This is a genomic window from Nocardia sp. NPDC051750, from assembly GCF_044453135.1.
Taxonomy (GTDB): domain Bacteria; phylum Actinomycetota; class Actinomycetes; order Mycobacteriales; family Mycobacteriaceae; genus Nocardia.
The window spans coordinates 174,598-192,382 of the sequence record NZ_JBITCK010000008.1 but is presented as its reverse complement, the minus strand read 5'-3'; the positions used below and the strand labels follow the sequence as shown (position 1 = coordinate 192,382).

At 67.0% G+C, this 17,785-nt stretch carries 18 protein-coding genes; 6 read left to right on the top strand and 12 right to left on the bottom strand.

What is annotated here, in order from left to right; translation table 11 throughout:
- Window positions 1-18: 18 nt before the first annotated feature.
- The 12 genes from ACIA75_RS31915 to ACIA75_RS31860 all read right to left on the bottom strand — a co-directional run bounded on the left by ACIA75_RS31915 (window position 19) and on the right by ACIA75_RS31860 (window position 12,581).
- Window positions 19-558, bottom strand: coding sequence for a hypothetical protein (locus tag ACIA75_RS31915; RefSeq protein ID WP_397110729.1), 540 nt, complete (start codon window positions 556-558; stop codon window positions 19-21).
- A gap of 184 nt (window positions 559-742) precedes the next feature.
- Entirely contained in the window at window positions 743-1,891 is a 1,149-nt protein-coding gene (locus tag ACIA75_RS31910; protein ID WP_397110726.1) for an acyl-CoA dehydrogenase family protein, read from the bottom strand.
- Window positions 1,892-1,898: 7 nt separating this feature from the next.
- Window positions 1,899-3,062 carry a thiolase family protein gene (locus ACIA75_RS31905; protein WP_397110724.1) on the bottom strand — a complete coding sequence of 388 codons (1,164 nt, stop codon included), beginning with the start codon at window positions 3,060-3,062 and terminating at the stop codon, window positions 1,899-1,901.
- 75 nt (window positions 3,063-3,137) lie between these two features.
- A complete protein-coding gene (locus ACIA75_RS31900; RefSeq protein WP_397110722.1) occupies window positions 3,138-4,013 on the bottom strand; it encodes an enoyl-CoA hydratase/isomerase family protein in 876 nt (291 codons plus the stop codon).
- Window positions 4,010-5,245, bottom strand: a complete 1,236-nt coding sequence (locus ACIA75_RS31895) for a CaiB/BaiF CoA transferase family protein (protein WP_397110720.1) — start codon at window positions 5,243-5,245, stop codon at window positions 4,010-4,012. The genes ACIA75_RS31900 and ACIA75_RS31895 overlap by 4 nt, the downstream gene beginning before the upstream one ends.
- Window positions 5,245-6,012 (bottom strand): SDR family NAD(P)-dependent oxidoreductase, encoded by a 768-nt coding sequence (locus ACIA75_RS31890; RefSeq protein ID WP_397110718.1) that lies wholly within the window; start codon window positions 6,010-6,012, stop codon window positions 5,245-5,247. Before ACIA75_RS31890 ends, ACIA75_RS31895 begins: the two co-directional genes overlap by 1 nt.
- The gene (locus tag ACIA75_RS31885; RefSeq protein WP_397111103.1) at window positions 6,012-7,178 is read right to left on the bottom strand and encodes an acyl-CoA dehydrogenase family protein; all 1,167 of its coding nucleotides are present in this window, start codon (window positions 7,176-7,178) and stop codon (window positions 6,012-6,014) included. Before ACIA75_RS31885 ends, ACIA75_RS31890 begins: the two co-directional genes overlap by 1 nt.
- 127 nt (window positions 7,179-7,305) lie before the next feature.
- Entirely contained in the window at window positions 7,306-7,683 is a 378-nt protein-coding gene (locus ACIA75_RS31880; protein ID WP_397110716.1) for a hypothetical protein, read from the bottom strand.
- A complete protein-coding gene (locus tag ACIA75_RS31875; RefSeq protein WP_397110713.1) occupies window positions 7,680-8,387 on the bottom strand; it encodes an ABC transporter ATP-binding protein in 708 nt (235 codons plus the stop codon). The genes ACIA75_RS31880 and ACIA75_RS31875 overlap by 4 nt, the downstream gene beginning before the upstream one ends.
- On the bottom strand, window positions 8,384-9,097 hold the full coding sequence (locus ACIA75_RS31870; RefSeq protein ID WP_397110711.1) for an ABC transporter ATP-binding protein: 714 nt from the start codon (window positions 9,095-9,097) through the stop codon (window positions 8,384-8,386). Before ACIA75_RS31870 ends, ACIA75_RS31875 begins: the two co-directional genes overlap by 4 nt.
- Window positions 9,075-11,201, bottom strand: coding sequence for an ABC transporter permease (locus ACIA75_RS31865; protein ID WP_397110709.1), 2,127 nt, complete (start codon window positions 11,199-11,201; stop codon window positions 9,075-9,077). Before ACIA75_RS31865 ends, ACIA75_RS31870 begins: the two co-directional genes overlap by 23 nt.
- A 6-nt stretch (window positions 11,202-11,207) precedes the next feature.
- A complete protein-coding gene (locus ACIA75_RS31860) occupies window positions 11,208-12,581 on the bottom strand; it encodes an ABC transporter substrate-binding protein (protein ID WP_397110707.1) in 1,374 nt (457 codons plus the stop codon).
- 337 nt (window positions 12,582-12,918) lie between these two features.
- Between ACIA75_RS31860 and ACIA75_RS31855 the strand changes: the two genes are divergently transcribed.
- From ACIA75_RS31855 to ACIA75_RS31830, 6 genes are read left to right on the top strand one after another with little or no spacing between them, the layout of a single operon-like run.
- Window positions 12,919-13,449 carry a carboxymuconolactone decarboxylase family protein gene (locus ACIA75_RS31855; RefSeq protein ID WP_397110705.1) on the top strand — a complete coding sequence of 177 codons (531 nt, stop codon included), beginning with the start codon at window positions 12,919-12,921 and terminating at the stop codon, window positions 13,447-13,449.
- Between the two features lie 4 nt (window positions 13,450-13,453).
- On the top strand, window positions 13,454-14,716 hold the full coding sequence (locus ACIA75_RS31850) for an aromatic ring-hydroxylating dioxygenase subunit alpha (RefSeq protein ID WP_397110703.1): 1,263 nt from the start codon (window positions 13,454-13,456) through the stop codon (window positions 14,714-14,716).
- Entirely contained in the window at window positions 14,706-15,041 is a 336-nt protein-coding gene (locus ACIA75_RS31845) for a hypothetical protein (protein WP_397110701.1), read from the top strand. Before ACIA75_RS31850 ends, ACIA75_RS31845 begins: the two co-directional genes overlap by 11 nt.
- A gap of 3 nt (window positions 15,042-15,044) precedes the next feature.
- A complete protein-coding gene (locus ACIA75_RS31840) occupies window positions 15,045-16,259 on the top strand; it encodes an amidohydrolase family protein (protein ID WP_397110699.1) in 1,215 nt (404 codons plus the stop codon).
- Entirely contained in the window at window positions 16,243-16,659 is a 417-nt protein-coding gene (locus ACIA75_RS31835; protein ID WP_397110697.1) for a nuclear transport factor 2 family protein, read from the top strand. The genes ACIA75_RS31840 and ACIA75_RS31835 overlap by 17 nt, the downstream gene beginning before the upstream one ends.
- Window positions 16,656-17,744, top strand: a complete 1,089-nt coding sequence (locus ACIA75_RS31830) for an acyl-CoA dehydrogenase family protein (RefSeq protein WP_397110695.1) — start codon at window positions 16,656-16,658, stop codon at window positions 17,742-17,744. Before ACIA75_RS31835 ends, ACIA75_RS31830 begins: the two co-directional genes overlap by 4 nt.
- Window positions 17,745-17,785: the final 41 nt, after the last annotated feature.

The window sequence follows — 17,785 nt, the reverse complement described above, 5'->3', positions numbered from 1 at the left end:
GCCGGGTCACTCGCGGGTTCAGACTGCGCGGACGAGCGCCTGACCGCCCCGCAGATCCGCCAGCAACACATCGCCGCTGTGGAAGATCTCGAGGTCCTCGTCCGCCCGCTCGGGCATCCCGGCCGCGGCGAGGGCACACCGTTTGAACGCTCGAGCCGCCGAGCTCAGCCGGTGATGCGCCGAGGCCACCCGGCGGGCGAGTTCCTCGGGCAGGTCATCGCCCCAGACTCCGAGTTCCGCCAGTCCTTTGTCCAGGGAATTGAGGGCACCCCGGCGGACCCACTCGTTGGAGACGAAGACATCCGGCGCCAGCAGGACGCTTTCCGGCCAGGTGTCGTGCACCGGGGATGCCATCGCGGTGGTCAGGTCGAGGACGGTGGCGCCGAGGATCTCCAGCGGCCGGACATCGTCGTGCTCGGTGAGCACCGCGACCACTTCCCAGCCGGCCATCATCCGGTCGAAGATGAATCCGCCCGCGTATTGCACCGCGTCCACGGTGTTCGGAGCGACGATCGCCAGCCGATGCCGTAGTGGGCGACGCCGGGCGTGCGCACGCACGATGTCGACCGGGTGCAGACCCGCGCCGACCGTACATTCAGAGTCCAGAAGGCAATCAGCCGCGCCTTGCTCATCCCGTGAACCGATCACCGGGCACTCCGTTCGATAAGCCAACTGTTGAAACAGTAGGTTCCAACACCGACTTGTGATGTACATCTCACGGAAATATCCAGTGTGCTAAACATCACAATCCGAGGTCTTTGGCAATGATAACTTTCATAACCTCACTGGTGCCCGCATAGATCCGGGCTACCCGGGCGTCGGTGTAGAGCCGGGCGATCGGGTACTCCATCATGTAGCCGTAGCCGCCGAACAGTTGCAGGCAGCGATCCACGACCCGGGCCTGGGTCTCGGTGGCGAATAGTTTCACCCGGGCGGCGTCCGCGCCGGAGAGCTGCCCGTCCACCAGGTCCAGCACCGCCCGGTCCACCATGGTCTGTGCCGCCTCGACCTCCGCGGACATGGCGGCCAGCTCGAATTTGGTGTTCTGAAAAGACGCCACCGGTGTCCCGAAAGCCTTGCGCTCCTTGACATATTCGATGGTGGCGGCGATCGCGGCCCGGGCCTGCGCCACCGAACCCACCGCCACCGTCATCCGCTCCTGCGGCAGGTTGTGGCCGAGGTAGCCGAACGCGACACCCTCCTCCCCCAGCCGGTTGGCGACCGGGACCCGGACATCGGTGAACGACAACTCCACCGTGTCCTGAACCTTGCAGCCCATCTTGTCCAGCACCCGGCCACGGGTGAATCCGGGCATCCCGCCCTCCACCACGAGCAGGGTCAGCCCGGCCCGCCGATTATCGGGATCGGTGCCGGTCCGGGCCACCACGATCACCAGATCGGCGAGCAAACCACCGGTGATGAAGGTTTTCGCGCCGTTGAGGATGTAGTGGTCACCGTCGCGGACGGCGGTGGTCCGGATACCGGCCAGATCGGATCCGGTACCCGGTTCGGTCATCGCGACGGCGGACAGCAGGCTGCCGTCGGCGAGGCCCGGGAACCAGCGCGCGCGCTGGTCACGATCGGCGTATTCGAGGAAGTACGGCAGGATCACATCCAGCTGGGTCCGGACCGTACTGAGGGTGACCAGCGCCCGCTGCGCCTCCTCCTGCAACACCACGTTGTAGCGGTAGTCGCGCGTGCCCATCCCGCCGTACTCCTCGGGGATGGCGGTACCGAGCAACCCGAGTCCGCCGAGTCGGCGGAACACCTCACGCGGCATCTGTCCCTGCTTCTCCCATTCGGGATAGTTCGGGACGACTTCCTTCTCGATGAACTCCCGCGCCAGGTCGCGGAACGCTTCGTGGTCGGGGGTGAACAGATCGCGACGCATATTCTTCCTAAGACATGATCTCTACGACGGTGGCGTTGGCCGTACCGCCGCCTTCGCACATGGTTTGCAGGCCGTAGCGGATCCCGTTGTCCCGCATGTGGTGGATCATCCGGGTCATCAGGACGGCACCCGATCCGCCGAGTGGATGGCCCAGCGCGATCGCACCGCCCAGCGGGTTGAGCAGGTCCGGGTCGGCCCCGGTTTCGGCCAGCCAGGCCAGGGGCACCGGGGCGAATGCCTCGTTCACCTCGAAAACACCGATATCGGACAGTGCCAGGCCGGCCTTGCGCAGCACCTTCTCGGTGGCCGGGATGGGTCCGGTGAGCATGAGCACCGGGTCGGCACCGGTGACCGCACCGGCCCGGTAGCGGGCGAGCGGGCGCAGGCCCAGCTGGGCGGCCAGCTCGGCCGTGGTGATCAGCAGCGCGGCGGCGCCGTCGGAGATCTGCGAGGAATTACCGGCGTGGATGACACCGTCGTCCTGGAAAGCCGGTTTCAGGTTCGCCAGTTTGTCCGCGCTGGTGCCCCGGCGGATTCCCTCGTCGGCGGTGACCACACCGCCTTCGGTGAACTCCCCGGCCGGGGCGTTCACCTCGACGATCTGGTCGGCAAACGCACCGCGGTCCTGCGCCGCGGCGGCCAGCTCATGGGATCGCGCCGAGTATTCGTCGAGAACAGTGCGGGTGAAACCCCATTTCTGGGCGATGAGTTCAGCCGAGATCCCCTGGTTGAAGGAGAAATCATCGTACCGTTCGAGCACCGCCGGGCCGTAGGGCTGACCGGTGGCCCGGGCAGAACCCAGCGGTACCCGGCTCATCACCTCGACCCCGCCGGCCACCACCACATCCTGCTGGCCCGACATCACCGCCTGCGCCGCGAAGTCCAGCGCCTGCTGACTCGACCCACAGGCCCGGTTCACCGTGGTCCCCGGAATGGATTCCGGCCAGCCCGCCGCCAGCACGGCATACCGACCGATATTGCTCGACTGGTCACCCACCTGGGAGACACAACCCCACACGACGTCGTCGATGAGCGCCGGATTCACCCCGGTTCGCTCGACCAGAGCACGCAACACCACCGCGGACAGGTCCGCGGCGTGTATCGCGGACAGCCCGCCCTTTCGTTTGCCGACCGGTGTACGCACCGCGCCGGCGATCACTACATCCCGCATCTCCCGCTCCGTTTCTCCGCAATTCGGCCGTTGTCCCCTGTAGCATCTCCCGATCGCGCTGCGCTCGGTCGAGACCTACCCATTTCGGCTGGTCCAGGCTGTCTTGCTCCCGTCCGAACCGGTCTCCGCCCGCCGCGCCGCGTCCCCGGCCGGTGGCAGCGACCAGGCGCCGGTGAACCGCGGTGTGCGCTTCCCGGCGAAGGCCGAGTAGGCCTCCGGTGCGTCGGCGGTGGCGAAATTGACGCCCTGGGCCCGGGCCTCACCGGCCAGCGCCTCCCGCAGCGTGGCATCGGCACCCTCGTTGAGCAGTGCCTTGGTTTGTGCCAGCGCGACCGGTGGTCCGGCTGCCAACCGGGCGGCGAGATCGTCGGTGAACCCGTCGATCTCCGCCGCGTCGACGACCCACGTGACCAGCCCTAGGGCTTCCGCACGGGCCGCGTCGACGGTCTCGGCCAGCAGGGCCAGCCGTTTCGCCTGCTGCAACCCGACCAGTTTCGGTAACAGCCAGGAGCCACCGAGGTCGAGCGACAGACCGCGCCGGGCGAAGATCTGCGCGAAGGTCGCGTCCGAGGTTGCCACGACGAGATCGCAGCCCAGCGCCAGATTCCAGCCGGCGCCGACCGCCACCCCGGTCACCTTGGCCACGGTCGGGGTCGGCAGTTCATGTAACTGCAGTGCCAGATCGCTGAAGATCCGCATCTTGTCCATCGGGTGCCGGGCATCGGGCACCGAGATATCGGCGCCGGAACAGAACGCGCCCCCGGCGCCGGTGAGCACCAGGGCCCGCACTGTCCGGTCCATGCCGGTATCGCGCAGGATATCCGCCAGGTCACGCCACATCGTCCAGGTCATCGCGTTCTTGCGATGTGGGCGGTTGAGCGTGACGGTCCGGATGCCGTCGTGGTCGGCGACGAGCAGTTCCGCCTCCGCACCGTTTCCCGCGCCGCTCACGACCGCTTCCGATCGACCGCGCCCGCGCTGTATTCGGGGCCGATCACCTGCGCCGCCCGCAGGTCGGCGATTTCCGCGGCCGTCCGGCCCAGTTCGCGCAGTATCGCGTCGGTGTGTTCGCCGAGGCCCGGCACCGCGCCCATGGGTGGCTCGAAACCGGTCACCACGGCCGGTGGCAGCAGGGCCGGGATCGGACCGCCGGGGCTGTCGATCTCGCGCCAGCGGTCCCGGGCCGAGAGTTGCGGATGCTCGAGCACATCGGTGGTGGTGTTGTAGCGCGAGTTCCCGATCCCGGCGTCGTCGGCGACCTTCTGCACCTCGGCCAGGCTGTGCTCGGCGCACCACGCGCCGATCGCCTCGTCGAGGTCGCCGCGGTGGCGCACCCGGTCGGAATTCGTGCGGAACCGGGCGTCGTCGGCCAGTTCCGGACGGCCGAGGATATCCCGGGCCAGGCGTTGCCATTCGCGATCGTTGGTGGTGCCCAGCACGACGGTCTGGCCGTCACCGGTGGCGTAGGCGCCGTAGGGGGCGACCGCGGGTGAGCTCATCCCGAGCGGCTGCTGTTCGACACCCGAATGCCGGGTGTAGTTCAGGTGGTAGCCCATCATCTCGGCCATGGTGTCGAACAGGCTGAGGCTGATCGCGGCACCGGCCGGGCCGGAGTCCCGGTAGCGGCCGCACAGCGTCGCCAGGATCGACAGTGCCGCGTACAGTCCCGTGGTCACATCGGCGACCGCCGGGCCCGGTTTGGCCGGTTCGCCGGGCCGCCCGGTCACCGCGCACACGCCCGATTCGGCTTGGACCAGCAAATCGTAGGCGCGTTTGTGCGACAGCGGCCCACCGGCACCGAAACCATCGATTTCCAGCGCGATGAGCCGCGGATAGCGTTCGGCGAGCTCGGCGGGAGCCAGGCCGAGCCGGGTCGTGGCACCCGGCGCCAGATTCGATACCAGCACATCGGCGCGGGCGAGCAGGTCGTGCAGGAGTTGCAGTCCGCGTTCGGATTTCAGGTCGAGGGTTACCGATTCCTTGCCGCGGTTCACCCAGACGAAATGGGCGGCCTGCCCGGCCACCACATCGTCGTAGTGCCGGGCGAAATCACCGCCCACCGGGTTCTCCACCTTGATCACCCGGGCCCCGAAATCCGCGAGCGTGCGGGTGCACATGGGCGCCGATACGGCTTGTTCCAGCGCTACCACCAGCACCCCGGCCAGCGGACCGGCGGCGGTCATCAGATCACCATGCCGCCGTCGACCGGCAGCACCTGTCCGGTGACGAAGGACGCCGCGTCGGAGGCCAGGAAGACGAACGCACCCGCTACCTCGTCGGGATCGGCCCAGCGGCGCAGCGGAATCCGGTTCAGCATCTGCTCGGCGAATTTCTCGTCGGTGCGGATGGTTTCGGTCATCGGAGTCGCGGCCAGCGGAGCCAAAGCGTTCACCAGAATCTGCTTGCGGGCGAGTTCGCGGGCCAGCGATTTGGTGATACCGATGATTCCGGCTTTGGCGGCGGAATAGTTCACCTGCCCCAGCGTGCCGGTGAGCCCTGCCGACGAGGTGACATTGATGATGCGGCCGGTGCCGTCGGTCGGCAGATACGGCAACGCGGCCTGACTGCAATTGAACGTTCCCAGGACATGCACATCGAAAATCTTGCGCATGGATTCCGGGGTGGTCTTCGGGAACATCGCGGGAGCCGTGATCCCGGCATTGTTCACCACGATATGGATTTTTCCGCCGCCCAATTCGGCCGCCTGCTCCGCCGCCGCCACCGCGGATTCCGGGTCCGCGACATTCAGCGCGCAGGCGCGGGCCGTACCGCCGTCCGCGGTGATCTTCTCGGCAACCGCTGCTGCCGCCCCGCCGTCGAGGTCGGTGACCAGCACCGCCGCGCCCTGGGCGGCCAGCGCCCGGGCCACGGCCGAGCCGATACCGCCCGCCGCACCGGTGACCAGCGCTGTGCGGCCGGTCAGATCGAACAATCCGTTATTCGCTGCCATCAGTAACTCCTCGGCATTCCCAGCACATGCGATCCCAGATAGTTGAGGATCATTTCCTGACTGATCGGCGCGATCCGCATCACGCGTGACTCCCGGAAATACCGGGAGATGTGATACTCCTCCGAATACCCCATCCCGCCGTGTGTCTGCATTGCCCGGTCGGCGGCTTCGAAACCGGCTTCCGCGCACAGGTATTTGGCGGTATTGGCCTCCCGGCCACAGGGTTTGCCCTGGTCGTACAACCAGGTCGCTTTACGCAGCACCAATTCGGCCGCGTCCAGCCGGGCCAGCGAATCGGCGAGCGGGAATTGGATTCCCTGGTTCTTGCCGATCGGCCGCCCGAAAACCTCGCGCTCGTTCGCGTAACGCACTGCGCGATCCAGCGCGACCCGGCCGATGCCGAGCGCTTCGGCCGCGATCAGCATCCGCTCGGGGTTCAGGCCGTCGAGCAGATATTCGAACCCGCGGCCTTCCTCGCCGACCCGGTCCTCCACCGGGATCCGCAGATCATCGATGAACAGCTCGTTCGAGGAGACCGCGTTGCGCCCCATCTTCGGAATCGGCCGGATATCGACGTGATCGCGATCGAGGTCGGTGAGGAACAGCGTCATACCGCTGGTCTTCTTCTCGACCTCGTCGTACTTCTGCGTGCGCGTGAGCAGCAGGATCTTCTCGGACTCCAGCGCTTTGGAGATCCACACCTTGCGGCCGTTGACCACATAGTGGTCGCCGTCGCGGCGGGCGAAGGTGGTGATCCGGCTGGTGTCCAGGCCGGCGCCCGGTTCGGTGACGCCGAAGCAGACGTGCAGGTCACCGCGGGCGACGCGGGGCAGGGTGCGCTGTTTCAGCTCGTCCGAACCGTGCACGATCACCGGCTGCATGCCGAAGAGGGACAGGTGGATCGCGGTAGCGGCGTTCATTCCGCCGCCGGACCGCGATACCTGCTCGGCCAGGATCGAAGCCTCGGTGATACCGAGCCCGTGCCCGCCGTACTCCTCGGGAATGCAGATACCCAGCCAACCGCCGTCGGCGATGGCGCGGTAGAACTCCGTGGGGAATTCGTGATCCCGGTCCTTCTCCATCCAGTACTGGTCGTCGAACTTACGGGCCAGTTCGGCCACCGAATCCCGGATCAGCCGCTGATCCTCGCTCAGCTCGAAACTCATACCCTCGGACATTTCAACTCCTTTCATGATCACCGTGCACCGCCGTACCACTGCGGATCCGAACGTGCCCACCGCTGGTGCCGAGTTCAGCGAGGCCCTTGGAGGTTTCGCGCGCCGAAAACACAGTTCACCGTTGTGGAACTCCGACCTCCCCGTACTCCGGTTCGGCCGCACCGGGCAGGCGCCCGGCGAGCTGGGCCAGGTCGTAGGACTGCCGCGCCATCCAGTACCGCAGCACCCCGGTCAGCGAATACCGCAGGAACAGCGTCGCGCCCACGATGCTCAATGCCACCCCCGCCAGGGCGATGATGATCGCGTCACGCTGCACCAGCGCGTCGGAGGTGTTGTTGGACATCAGATAGCCCAGCACGACCACCACCGGGCCTAGGATCAGCAGCGCGACGCCGATCCGCAGCCACAGGCCGCCGCGGCCGGCAGCGGGATCGGGGATCTTCAGCTCCGCGAGCTCCTGGACGAAACGGTCCGCGCGGGTGGATTCGGTCATGAGGGACTTCCTAAATAGAGAGTGGCCAACTGGTTGCGGAGCCCCAGATCGGGCGGGCCCTGATGTTCGATGCGGCCGCGCACCAATACCGCGGCGGTGTCGGCGATATCGAGTACCGCGGCGGCGAATTGTTCGACGATCAGCACCGCGACACCCTGCCGGGCGATTTCGGCGACCTGGTCGTAGAGCCGCTCCACCACCAGCGGCGCCAGCCCCATCGATAACTCGTCGAGGAGCAGCACGGCCGGGTCGGTGGCCAGGCCGCGGGCCAGCGCCAGCATCTGCTGTTCGCCGCCGGAGAGTGTGCCCGCGATCTGCCCGGCCCGCTGGGCCAGGATCGGGAAGCGCGCGAACGCGATGTCCTCGATCTGCGCCACCGGTCGCCCGGTGAACGACATCATCAGCAGGTTGTCGCGCACCGTGAGGTTGGGGAAGATCCCGCGGCCCTCCGGAATCAGGCAGACACCGGCGCGGGCGAGGTCACGCGGGTCGGCACCGTTGACGGTGCGTCCGCCGAATCGCAATTCCCCGTCTGCCACCGGATGCACTCCGGCAGCCACCTTCAACGTGGTGGTCTTCCCGGCGCCGTTGGGACCGAGCAGCGCGACCACCTCACCGGCCCGCACACTCAGATCGACACCGTGCAGCACGGTGATCGCGTCGTAGGCGGCCCGGATTCCGGACAATTCCAGTAGTGCGGTCATGAGTCCCCCAGATAGGCGGCCAGGACCTGTTCGTCGCGACGGATCACCTCGGGCGGCCCGCTCGCGATCACGGTGCCGAGGTCGAGCACGTACACCTGATCGCAGACGCTCATCACCAGACCCATATCGTGTTCGACCAGCACCACCGCGGTACCGTCCGCGGCGACCGAGCGCAGCAGTTCGGCGAACCGATCTGTCTCCGTGCTGTCCTGGCCGGCGGCCGGTTCGTCGAGGAGCAGCAGTGTCGGCCGTACCGCCAGGGCGCGGCCGACCTCGACGAGGCGGGCCAGACCGGTGGGTAGTTCGTCGGCCAGATCGCCGGCCCGATCACCGAGGCCGAGCCGGTCGATGATCTCGTCCACGACCTTTTCGGCATTGCGCCGGTGCGGACCGAGTTCCGCAGCGACCAGCAGATTGTCCCGGACCGACAGCCGCCCGAAGAGCTCGAGCCGCTGGAAGGTCCGCGCCATCCCGCGCCGGGCACGCCGGGCCGGATCGAGCCGGGTGATATCCCGATCCGCCAGGCGAACCCGCCCGGCGGCGGGCCGGCGCAACCCGCAGATCACATCGAACAGGGTGCTCTTGCCGGCCCCGTTCGGCCCGATCAGTCCGGTGACCTCACCGGCCTCGGCCCGCAGGCCGGCCCCGTCGAGTGCGCGCCGGCCGCCGAAGGTGACCGTGATATCGCTAACGTCCAGCAGCGATGGCATGGTCGAGCACCTCCTTGTCCTCCGACCGCCAGGGACGTTTCACGCCCCACCATTCGACGGGCACATCGGGTTCGCCTGCCGCCGCGGCCTGTTCGCGGTTGTTCGCCCAGATCCGTACCGCGAAGACCGCGATCACCGAGCCCCAGAACAACATCCAGCCGTCGATGATGTCGGCCAGCCGCAGCAGCCACAGCACCACCGGGAGGCCGACCAGCAATACCAGCGCCACCCGGTTGCGGATGGCCGCCTCGAACCCTTCCCGCATCCGGGCGACCGCGCCGTGGCTCACCACGCCGCCGCCGAAGGCGATACCGGCCAGCGCCGGCAGCACGTGGATCAGGTTCTCGCTGGACGGGAACAGCACCGGTACCGCCAGCAGCGGCCCGTAGAGCGCGACACCCACGAACAGGCCGTTGCCCAGCGCACCGAGTCCGGCGAACACCGCCACCAGGAAGATCGGGAGGCCGGCCACGAAATTGAACTGTTCGGGGGTCACCGACCCCATCTGCATCCCGTACAGCGCGCCGCCGAGCCCGGCCAGTCCGGCACTCAGCGCGAAGACGGCCACCTTCGCCCGCAACAGGTTGCCGCCGAGCGTGGCGTAGGCGGCTTCGCTGTCGCGCAAGGCGATCAGCCGGCGACCGAATCGCCCGCGCCGCAGCGCCGCCACGCCGAGTGTGGCGACCGCCAGGCAGACCGCCGCGAAAATGGTGATGCTCTCCGCGGTATCCAGCCGCAGCCCGAACAGGTTGGGCCCGTATACCTCCACCGAACCCTGATCGAAGAAGGAGATCTCGACTCCGCCGATCTCGAACGAGGGCAGCGTGAAGATCCACCGGTCGAGCACCACCGCGAACGCCGCCGTCCCGAGGGCGAGGTAGACGCCGGACAGGCGCAGCGCGGGTAGTGCGATCAAGGTGCCGGCCAGCGCCGCGATCACCACGGCCGCGAGCAGACCCCAGAGCTCTCCGTCGGGCGCCAGCTGCCCGTAGGCGATCGCCCCGATCCCCGCCATGCTCAGCTGGCACAGCGATATCTGCCCGGCGTACCCGGACAGCGGCACGAACGACAGGGCGATGACACCGAAGGCGAACATGGGCCCGTACATGATCAGATCGCTCTCCCCGAGCGTGGTGGCGACCATCAATCCGAGGATCACGATCACCCCGGCGAAGAACACCGCGCCGCCGCGGGACGGCGTGGGTACGGGGCTGAGCTTCCGATCGCGACCGCGCAGCCGCCCGTGCGGGAACAGCAGCAGTGCCGCGAACAACAGCAGGGCCGGCGCGGCCAGCCGCAGGCCCGGCAGGTATTCGTTCTGTGGCAGATACCCGGTCAGGTAGCTCTCCATCAGACCCACCACGACCGCGCCGAGGAAGGTCATCGGCAGGCTGCGCAGCCGGCCGAAGATCGCCGCGGTGTAGGCGCTGACGATCAGCAGCGAGAGTGTGGCGGCGTCCAGCGATACCGTCGGTGCGATGAGAATGCCACCCACCGCGGCCAATTCGATACCGAGGATCCAGGCGACCCGGTTGGCGCGGACGGGATCGGCGCCGGTGAGCCCGGCCAGGGCCCGGTCGTCGACGGTGGCCCGCATTTCCGCACCCGTACGAGTGTTGAACAGCAGTACCCGCAGGCCCACCGCCACCGCGATCGCCACCAGCATGGTCAGCGCCTGATGCCAGGTGATAGTGGCGCTGCCCAGGCGGATCGGTTCGGTGTCGGCGAAGAAGCTGGGTAGTGTTCGGGCTTCCATCGGATCCCAGATCCAGCGCGCGGTGGCGATGAGGCCGCTCAGCAGAGCGACCGTCATCACGAGTTTTTCCGCGTCGCCCAGCCCCTGCACGGCCCGCAGCGCCCGTTCGACGAGCAGGCCCGACAGCGGCGCCAGCACCAGCAGCACGATCGCCAGTGCGATCGGCATCGGCACACCCCAACCGGCGGTGAGCTGCCAGTAGGAGAAGGCCGCCATCATGCCGGCGGCGCCGTGCGCGAAGTTGAATATTCCGGTGGTCGTATGGGTGAGCACCAGACCGCTGCCGATCACGGCGTAGACGGCCGCGGTGCTCAGCCCGACGATCCCGAAGGCGAGGAATTGATCCATGATCGGTTACTTGACGTCCGCCATGGTCTTGCCGACATCGGCCAGCGTCATCGGCTCGCCGTAGTTACCGGTGTACCGGTACGGCGGGGTGCCGCAGCGGAACAGTCCGTCGTCGGCGCCGAATTCGGGTGCCTTCCAGCCCTCGGGCGTGGCCTGCATGACGTTGAAGCATTTCGGTGCCGGATCCGTCGCGGACAGATCGTTCGGGCTGTGCAGCCCGCCACCGCTCCACTCGGTCTCCTTCTTCGCTTTCTCGACCACGCAGGTCCGGGTGAGTTCGGACCCGCAGGCCTTCGCGGACTTCGCGAACAGCAGCCAGGCCGAGAACGCACGGATGGCGGGAAGGCTGATCACCGCGTCCGGTGCGTACTGCTCGTACAGCTTCTGCAGCTGCTGCATGGCCGGCGACTGGTCGGCCAGCTGCGGCGGAACCACGCCGCCGAGATCGACGATATTGTTCTGGAAGCTCGCCGAGCGGCCCAGCAGCTCGACGTAGTCGGGCCGGAACGCGTTGTTGGTGGGGTCGATCCAGTCCAGCTTGTAATCCATCGAGGTCAGTTTCTCCTCGAGTTTGGCCAGCGGACCGTCCTCACCGATGAATATGAGGCCACGCACGCCGCTGTTCTTGATGGCCTGGGCGTAGGGCGTCCAGTCGGTCACCCCGCCCACCGGATACAGCTGGTTGTAGATGACCTTCGCGCCCATCGCGTTCAGCGATTCGACGGCCTTGTCGCCGAGGACCTTGGTCACCGGGGAGTCGCCGTTGATGATCCCGATCGCACCGGCCGACTGCGGATAGGCCTCTTTGGTGAGCCACTGCCGGGAGGCGTTGTACGGGTCGTAGTGGGCGAAGGTGCTCGGCGAGGCGATCACCTGCAGGTCGGTGCCGAGATTGGGCTGCTGGGAGATCTGCGCGGGGAAGTCCGGCAGGGTGCATTCCAGCCGTTCCTTCACGCCGAGACCGTCCAGTCCGGCGCCACCGCCGACCAGCGCGAAATCGGTGCGGCAGGCTTCCACCATCTTCTGGCGGACGGCCATCACCTTCGAGTCGTGAGTTTCGGTGGTGATGGTGCGGCCGTTGATCCCGCCGGCCGCGTTGCACCAGGAGGTGAAGACTTTCGCGGCGTCGACGAATTCGGGGTTCTTGGAGTAGCCGACATCGGTGAAGACACCCGCGGTGATCTCGCTGTCGGTAACCCCCTGGGTGGGCGAACCCGAGGCGTCACCGTCGCCGCAGACTCCGGTCAGGTCGCCGAAGTCGGCGACCACGGTGTCGCCGGAGGAGGAGTTCTCGGTCGCGCTGCCACTACGGCCCGAGCACCCGGCGGTGGCGAGTAACGCCACCGCTATCAGGACGGCGGCTGTTCTCTTCGGTCTCACGACGGTCCTTTCTGAGCTGACCCCCATCGGTCAGCCGATCGTGATCGGGCGAGAGGCCCGCCCGTGTACCGAGTTCGAGTCGAATACTCCGGCCGATTGACCGCTTACCCAGCTCTCGGTGAATGAAAACTAGCTTCTCACTTATCGAGAATCAATATCCTGTTTTTCGGGTACACATTGCGGCACATGACTGTGTCCACTGCGGCAGCGGTCAGCGCGACCAGCGTCACGGGCGACCCCGCCACCTGTTGATACATCTTCACGTTGACTATCCGGCCGCCGCGTGGAAATCTATTATCCGAAAGCGAGAATACCATTCTCATCGAGAGGAGGCGCGATGCGAGTACCGCCGCTGCCCGCGGACCGGTGGGACGAGGACGTCGACAATGCGCTGCGGGTCATGCTGCCGCGCCGGCTGCGCAACCCGGAATCGGCGAGCAACGCCCTGTCGACACTCGTCCGCCACCCCGCGCTGACCAAGGCGTTCCTCACCCTGAACGTCCACCTGCTGTTCCAGTCGTCCCTGCCGGTCCGGCTGCGCGAACTCGCCATCCTGCGGGTCGCGCACGTCCGCGACTGCGTCTACGAGTGGAACCATCACCGCGAAGCCGCGCTCGCGGAGGGAATCACCGAGGCGGAGATTGCCTCCGTCACCCGTGGTGAGGCAGCCGATCCGGTCGAGCAGCTGATCCTGCGCGCCGTCGACGAACTCGACGACAAGTCGAACCTGTCCGACGCCACCTGGGACGGACTCTGCGCACACCTCGACGAACACCAGCGGATGGACCTGATCTTCACCATCGGCACCTACAACATGCTTGCCGCAGCCTTCAACACCTTCGGCATCCGATCCGAGTACGAGAGGTAATCCCTTGGCACACTTCAACAAACCGGCAGCGGGTAGCTGGACCGAGCACTACCCGGACCTGGGGACCGAGCCGGTCGACTATTCCGATTCCATCGACCCGCAGTTCTACGAGGACGAGCGCGAGGCCATCTTCAAGCGCACCTGGCTCAATGTCGGCCGGGTGGAGCGGTTGCCGCGCAAGGGCAGTTACTTCACCAAGGAGCTCCCTTCCGCGGGCACCTCGCTGATCATCGTCCGCGGTAACGACAACGAGATCCACGCCTACCACAACGTCTGCCGGCACCGCGGCAACAAGCTGGTCTGGGACGATTTCCCCAACGAGGAAACCTCGGGCTTCTGCAAGCAGTTCACCTGCAAGTACCACGCCTGGCGCTACAGCCTCGAGGGCGAGCTGACCTTCGTCCAGCAGGAGAAGGAATTCTTCGGCCTGGACAAGGCCGACTACGGCCTCAAGGATGTGCGCTGCGAGGTGTGGGAGGGGTTCATCTTCATCAACCTCGACCACGAGGCCGAACCACTCACCACCTTCCTCGGCCCGATGATCAAGGGGCTGGAGGGCTATCCGTTCCACGAGATGACCGAGGTCTTCAGCTACAAGGCCGAGGTCGGCAGTAACTGGAAGCTGTTCATCGACGCCTTCGCCGAGTTCTACCACGCGCCGATCCTGCATATGAAGCAGGCGGTCAAGGACGAAGCGGACAAGCTCGCCGGCTACGGCTACGAGGCGCTGCACTACGACCTGCAGCCACCGCATTCGATGATCTCGTCGTGGGGCGGGATGGCGCCGCCCAAGGACCTGAACATGGTCAAGCCGATCGAGCGCATCCTGCGCAGTGGTCTGTTCGGCCCGTGGGACCGTCCCGATATCGAGGGCCTCGACCCGCTGCCCGTCGGTATCAACCCCGCCGGTCACAAGGCCTGGGGTGTCGACGAATTCGAGATCTGGCCGAACTTCTCGCTGCTGTTCTGGGCGCCGGGCTGGTACCTCACCTACCACTACTGGCCGACCGCGGTGAACAAGCACACCTTCGAGGCCAACCTGTACTTCGTGCCGGCGAAGAACGCCCGGGAACGCCTGGCCCAGGAACTGGCCGGGGTGACCTTCAAGGAGTACGCGCTGCAGGACGCGAACACCCTCGAGGCCACCCAGACGATGATCGCGACCCGCACGGTCACCGATTTCCCGCTCAACGATCAGGAGATCCTGCTCCGCCATCTGCACAAGACGGCCCAGGACAAAGTGAAGGAGTACCGCAATGGCAACTGAGTCGAAACTGCCCGCCGAATTCGCCGATCTGGCGCAGTTCGAGGATTGGATTCTGCCCACCGAGCCCGAACGGTACGCCAAGCGGCTCGCCTCGACGATGCCGGAGATGCAGGCCTTCTACGATGCGGGGATGGCGCGGCTCGAGGACGCCATCGCCTACTGCGACAAGTTCCCGCTCGACGATCTGCCCGACGACGCCCGCAACCTGTTCCATCTGATGCAGTCGCTGGTCATGGCCTCGTTCCCGGTGGAGGTCTGGAAACAGCCGCGGGTGCCCGACAGCGGCGCGGCGTATCTGGACATCGTGCGCGAACCGGTGGTGTAGCCCATGCTGACATTGCGGGCCGCCGGGCTGCTCGACGTGGACTCCGGCGAGATCATCCGGCCCGGCATCCTGCGCGTCGACGGTGACCGCATCGTCGGCGTGGGCGGCGAACCGGAGGGAGAGATCGTCGAGCTGGGCGATCTCATCCTGCTGCCGGGACTGATGGATATGGAAGTCAACCTGCTGATGGGCGGCCGCGGCGAAACCGGGCTGAGCTCCTCGGTACAGGACGACCCGCCGCTGCGGATGCTGCGCGCGGTCGGTAATGCCCGGCGCACCCTGCGCGCCGGGTTCACCACCGTGCGCAACCTCGGCCTGTTCGTCAAGACGGGCGGATATCTGCTGGATGTCGCGCTCGGCAAGGCGATCGACGCCGGCTGGATCGACGGTCCGCGGATCGTTCCGGCCGGCCATGCCATCACCCCCACCGGCGGTCATCTCGATCCCACCATGTTCTCGGCCTTCGCCCCCGACGTCCTGAAGCTGACCCTCGAAGAGGGCATCGCCAACGGTGTCGACGAGGTACGCAAGGCCGTGCGGTACCAGATCAAGCACGGCGCTCAACTGATCAAGGTCTGCGTATCCGGTGGCGTCATGTCGCTGACGGGAGCGCCGGGCGCACAACACTATTCGACCGAGGAACTGCGGGCGATCGTGGACGAGGCGCACCGGCGCGGGCTGCGGGTGGCCGCACACACGCACGGGGCCGAAGCGGTGAAGGAGGCGGTCGGGGCCGGAATCGACTGTATCGAGCACGGTTTCCTGATCGACGACGAAGCCATCGACCTCATGGTCCGGGAAGGGACCTATATGGTGCCGACCACCCGCCTGGCCGACGCCATGGATGTCTCCAAGGCGGCACCGGAACTCCAGGCCAAGGCTGCCGAGATGTTCCCCCGCGCCCGGACATCGGTGAAAGCGGCCTTCGACGCGGGCGTGAAGATCGCCGTCGGCACCGACGCGCCGGCGATCCCGCACGGCCGCAACGCCGACGAGCTGGTGGCCCTGGTCGAGCGGGGGCTCGATCCACTGTCGGTGTTGCGGGCGGCGACGGTCGTCGCAGCCGAACTCATCCAGGTCGAGGACCGCGGCCGGCTCGCGGAGGGTCTGCTCGCGGATGTGATCGGGGTACCCGGCGATCCTCTGGCCGATATCACCGTCACCCAGCAGGTGCGGTTCGTGATGAAAGGCGGAAAGGTCTATGGCGGCAACCGATGACCTGGTCGAAATCCAGCAGCTCCTCGCCCGCTACGCGGTGACCATCACCAAGGGCGATATCGAGGGCGTGATCGGGGTTTTCACCCCCGACGGCACCTACAGCGCGTTCGGTGACACCTACACCCTCGACGTGTTCCCCGAACTCGTCGATGCCGCACCGAAGGGGTTGTTCCTCACCGGTACCCCGCTGATCGAACTGGACGGCGATACCGGCACCGGCACGCAACCGCTGTGCTTCGTGGAGCATTCGAGCCACGACATGCGGATCGGCTACTACTCCGATACGTACCTGCGCACCGACAAGGGCTGGCGGTTGCGGACCCGTTCGATGACCTTCATCCGGCGCAGCGGGGTCCACGATCACGGAATCCCGCACGCCTTCGAGCGGCCCGCCATATGAACGTCGAGGAATTTCGGGCGCGCGTGCGCGGCTGGCTCGACGAGCACGATCTCACCCCCGGACCCGAACCCGGTTTCGACGCGCAGGTCGCGCACCTGGGCCGGGTCCGGCGGGCGCTCTTCGACGCGGGCTGGATGCGCTACGGCTGGCCGGAGGCCGTCGGCGGTCTCGGCGGGCCGGCGCTGCTGCGGGCGATACTCGGCGAGGAGGTCGCGTCGCGCGGCCTGGCCGAGCCGGGGATCTATTCCATGGTCGAGGTACTCGCCCCCACCATGATCTCCTACGCCCGTCCGGAACTGGCCGCCGAAATGGTGCCCCGGCTGTTGGACGGTAGCGAACAGTGGTGCCAGGGCTTCTCCGAGCCGGGTTCCGGCTCGGACCTGGCCTCGCTGCGGACCCGGGCCGAACAACGCGGCACCGAATGGGTGATCAACGGACAGAAGGTGTGGACCAGCCTTGCCCAGTTCGCCGCCCGCTGTGTCCTGCTCACCCGCACCGGTCCGGGCCACGACGGGATCACCGCGTTCTTCGTCGATATGGACACCCCGGGGATCACCGTCCGGCCGCTGCGCACCATGCACGGTGTCGACGAATTCGCCGAGGTCTACTTCGACGATGTCGTGGTCGACGAGTCCCGGATGCTCGGCCGGCCCGGGGACGGCTGGCGGGTCGCGATGGATCTGCTGCCCTATGAACGGTCCACCTGTTTCTGGCATCGGATCGCGCATCTGTTCACCCGGCTCGACCGGGTCCTCGACCAGAGCGCGGAGGGAGACGATGCCGACCTCGGCGCCGCCTATCTGGCCCTGCACACCGTCCGCTGCCGGTCGCGGGCCACCCAGCGGAGGCTGGCCGGTGGCGCCGCGCTGGGTCCGGACACCTCCATCGACAAGGTCCTGCTGGCCACCGCCGAACAGCAACTCTTCGATACCGCCCGGGATCTGCTGCCCGGCGAGATCGAATTGGACGATACCGAGTGGCGTTCGGAATTCCTGTATTCCCGGGCGGCGACCATCTACGGCGGGACCGCCGAGATCCAGCGCAATATCATTGCCCGCCGCCTGCTCGACCTGGGAAAGGAGTGAGCGGTGGACGCCGCCGAACTCACCCTGCTCACCGATACGCT

Coding starts and splice junctions, on each gene's coding strand:
- ACIA75_RS31910 (WP_397110726.1), bottom strand. CDS start 1,891: ATGCGTCGCGATCTGTTCACCCCCGACCACGAAGCGTTCCGCGACCTG.
- ACIA75_RS31905 (WP_397110724.1), bottom strand. CDS start 3,062: ATGCGGGATGTAGTGATCGCCGGCGCGGTGCGTACACCGGTCGGCAAA.
- ACIA75_RS31895 (WP_397110720.1), bottom strand. CDS start 5,245: ATGACCGCCGCCGGTCCGCTGGCCGGGGTGCTGGTGGTAGCGCTGGAA.
- ACIA75_RS31890 (WP_397110718.1), bottom strand. CDS start 6,012: ATGGCAGCGAATAACGGATTGTTCGATCTGACCGGCCGCACAGCGCTG.
- ACIA75_RS31885 (WP_397111103.1), bottom strand. CDS start 7,178: ATGAGTTTCGAGCTGAGCGAGGATCAGCGGCTGATCCGGGATTCGGTG.
- ACIA75_RS31880 (WP_397110716.1), bottom strand. CDS start 7,683: ATGACCGAATCCACCCGCGCGGACCGTTTCGTCCAGGAGCTCGCGGAG.
- ACIA75_RS31875 (WP_397110713.1), bottom strand. CDS start 8,387: ATGACCGCACTACTGGAATTGTCCGGAATCCGGGCCGCCTACGACGCG.
- ACIA75_RS31870 (WP_397110711.1), bottom strand. CDS start 9,097: ATGCCATCGCTGCTGGACGTTAGCGATATCACGGTCACCTTCGGCGGC.
- ACIA75_RS31865 (WP_397110709.1), bottom strand. CDS start 11,201: ATGGATCAATTCCTCGCCTTCGGGATCGTCGGGCTGAGCACCGCGGCC.
- ACIA75_RS31855 (WP_397110705.1), top strand. CDS start 12,919: ATGCGAGTACCGCCGCTGCCCGCGGACCGGTGGGACGAGGACGTCGAC.
- ACIA75_RS31845 (WP_397110701.1), top strand. CDS start 14,706: ATGGCAACTGAGTCGAAACTGCCCGCCGAATTCGCCGATCTGGCGCAG.
- ACIA75_RS31840 (WP_397110699.1), top strand. CDS start 15,045: ATGCTGACATTGCGGGCCGCCGGGCTGCTCGACGTGGACTCCGGCGAG.
- ACIA75_RS31835 (WP_397110697.1), top strand. CDS start 16,243: ATGGCGGCAACCGATGACCTGGTCGAAATCCAGCAGCTCCTCGCCCGC.
- ACIA75_RS31830 (WP_397110695.1), top strand. CDS start 16,656: ATGAACGTCGAGGAATTTCGGGCGCGCGTGCGCGGCTGGCTCGACGAG.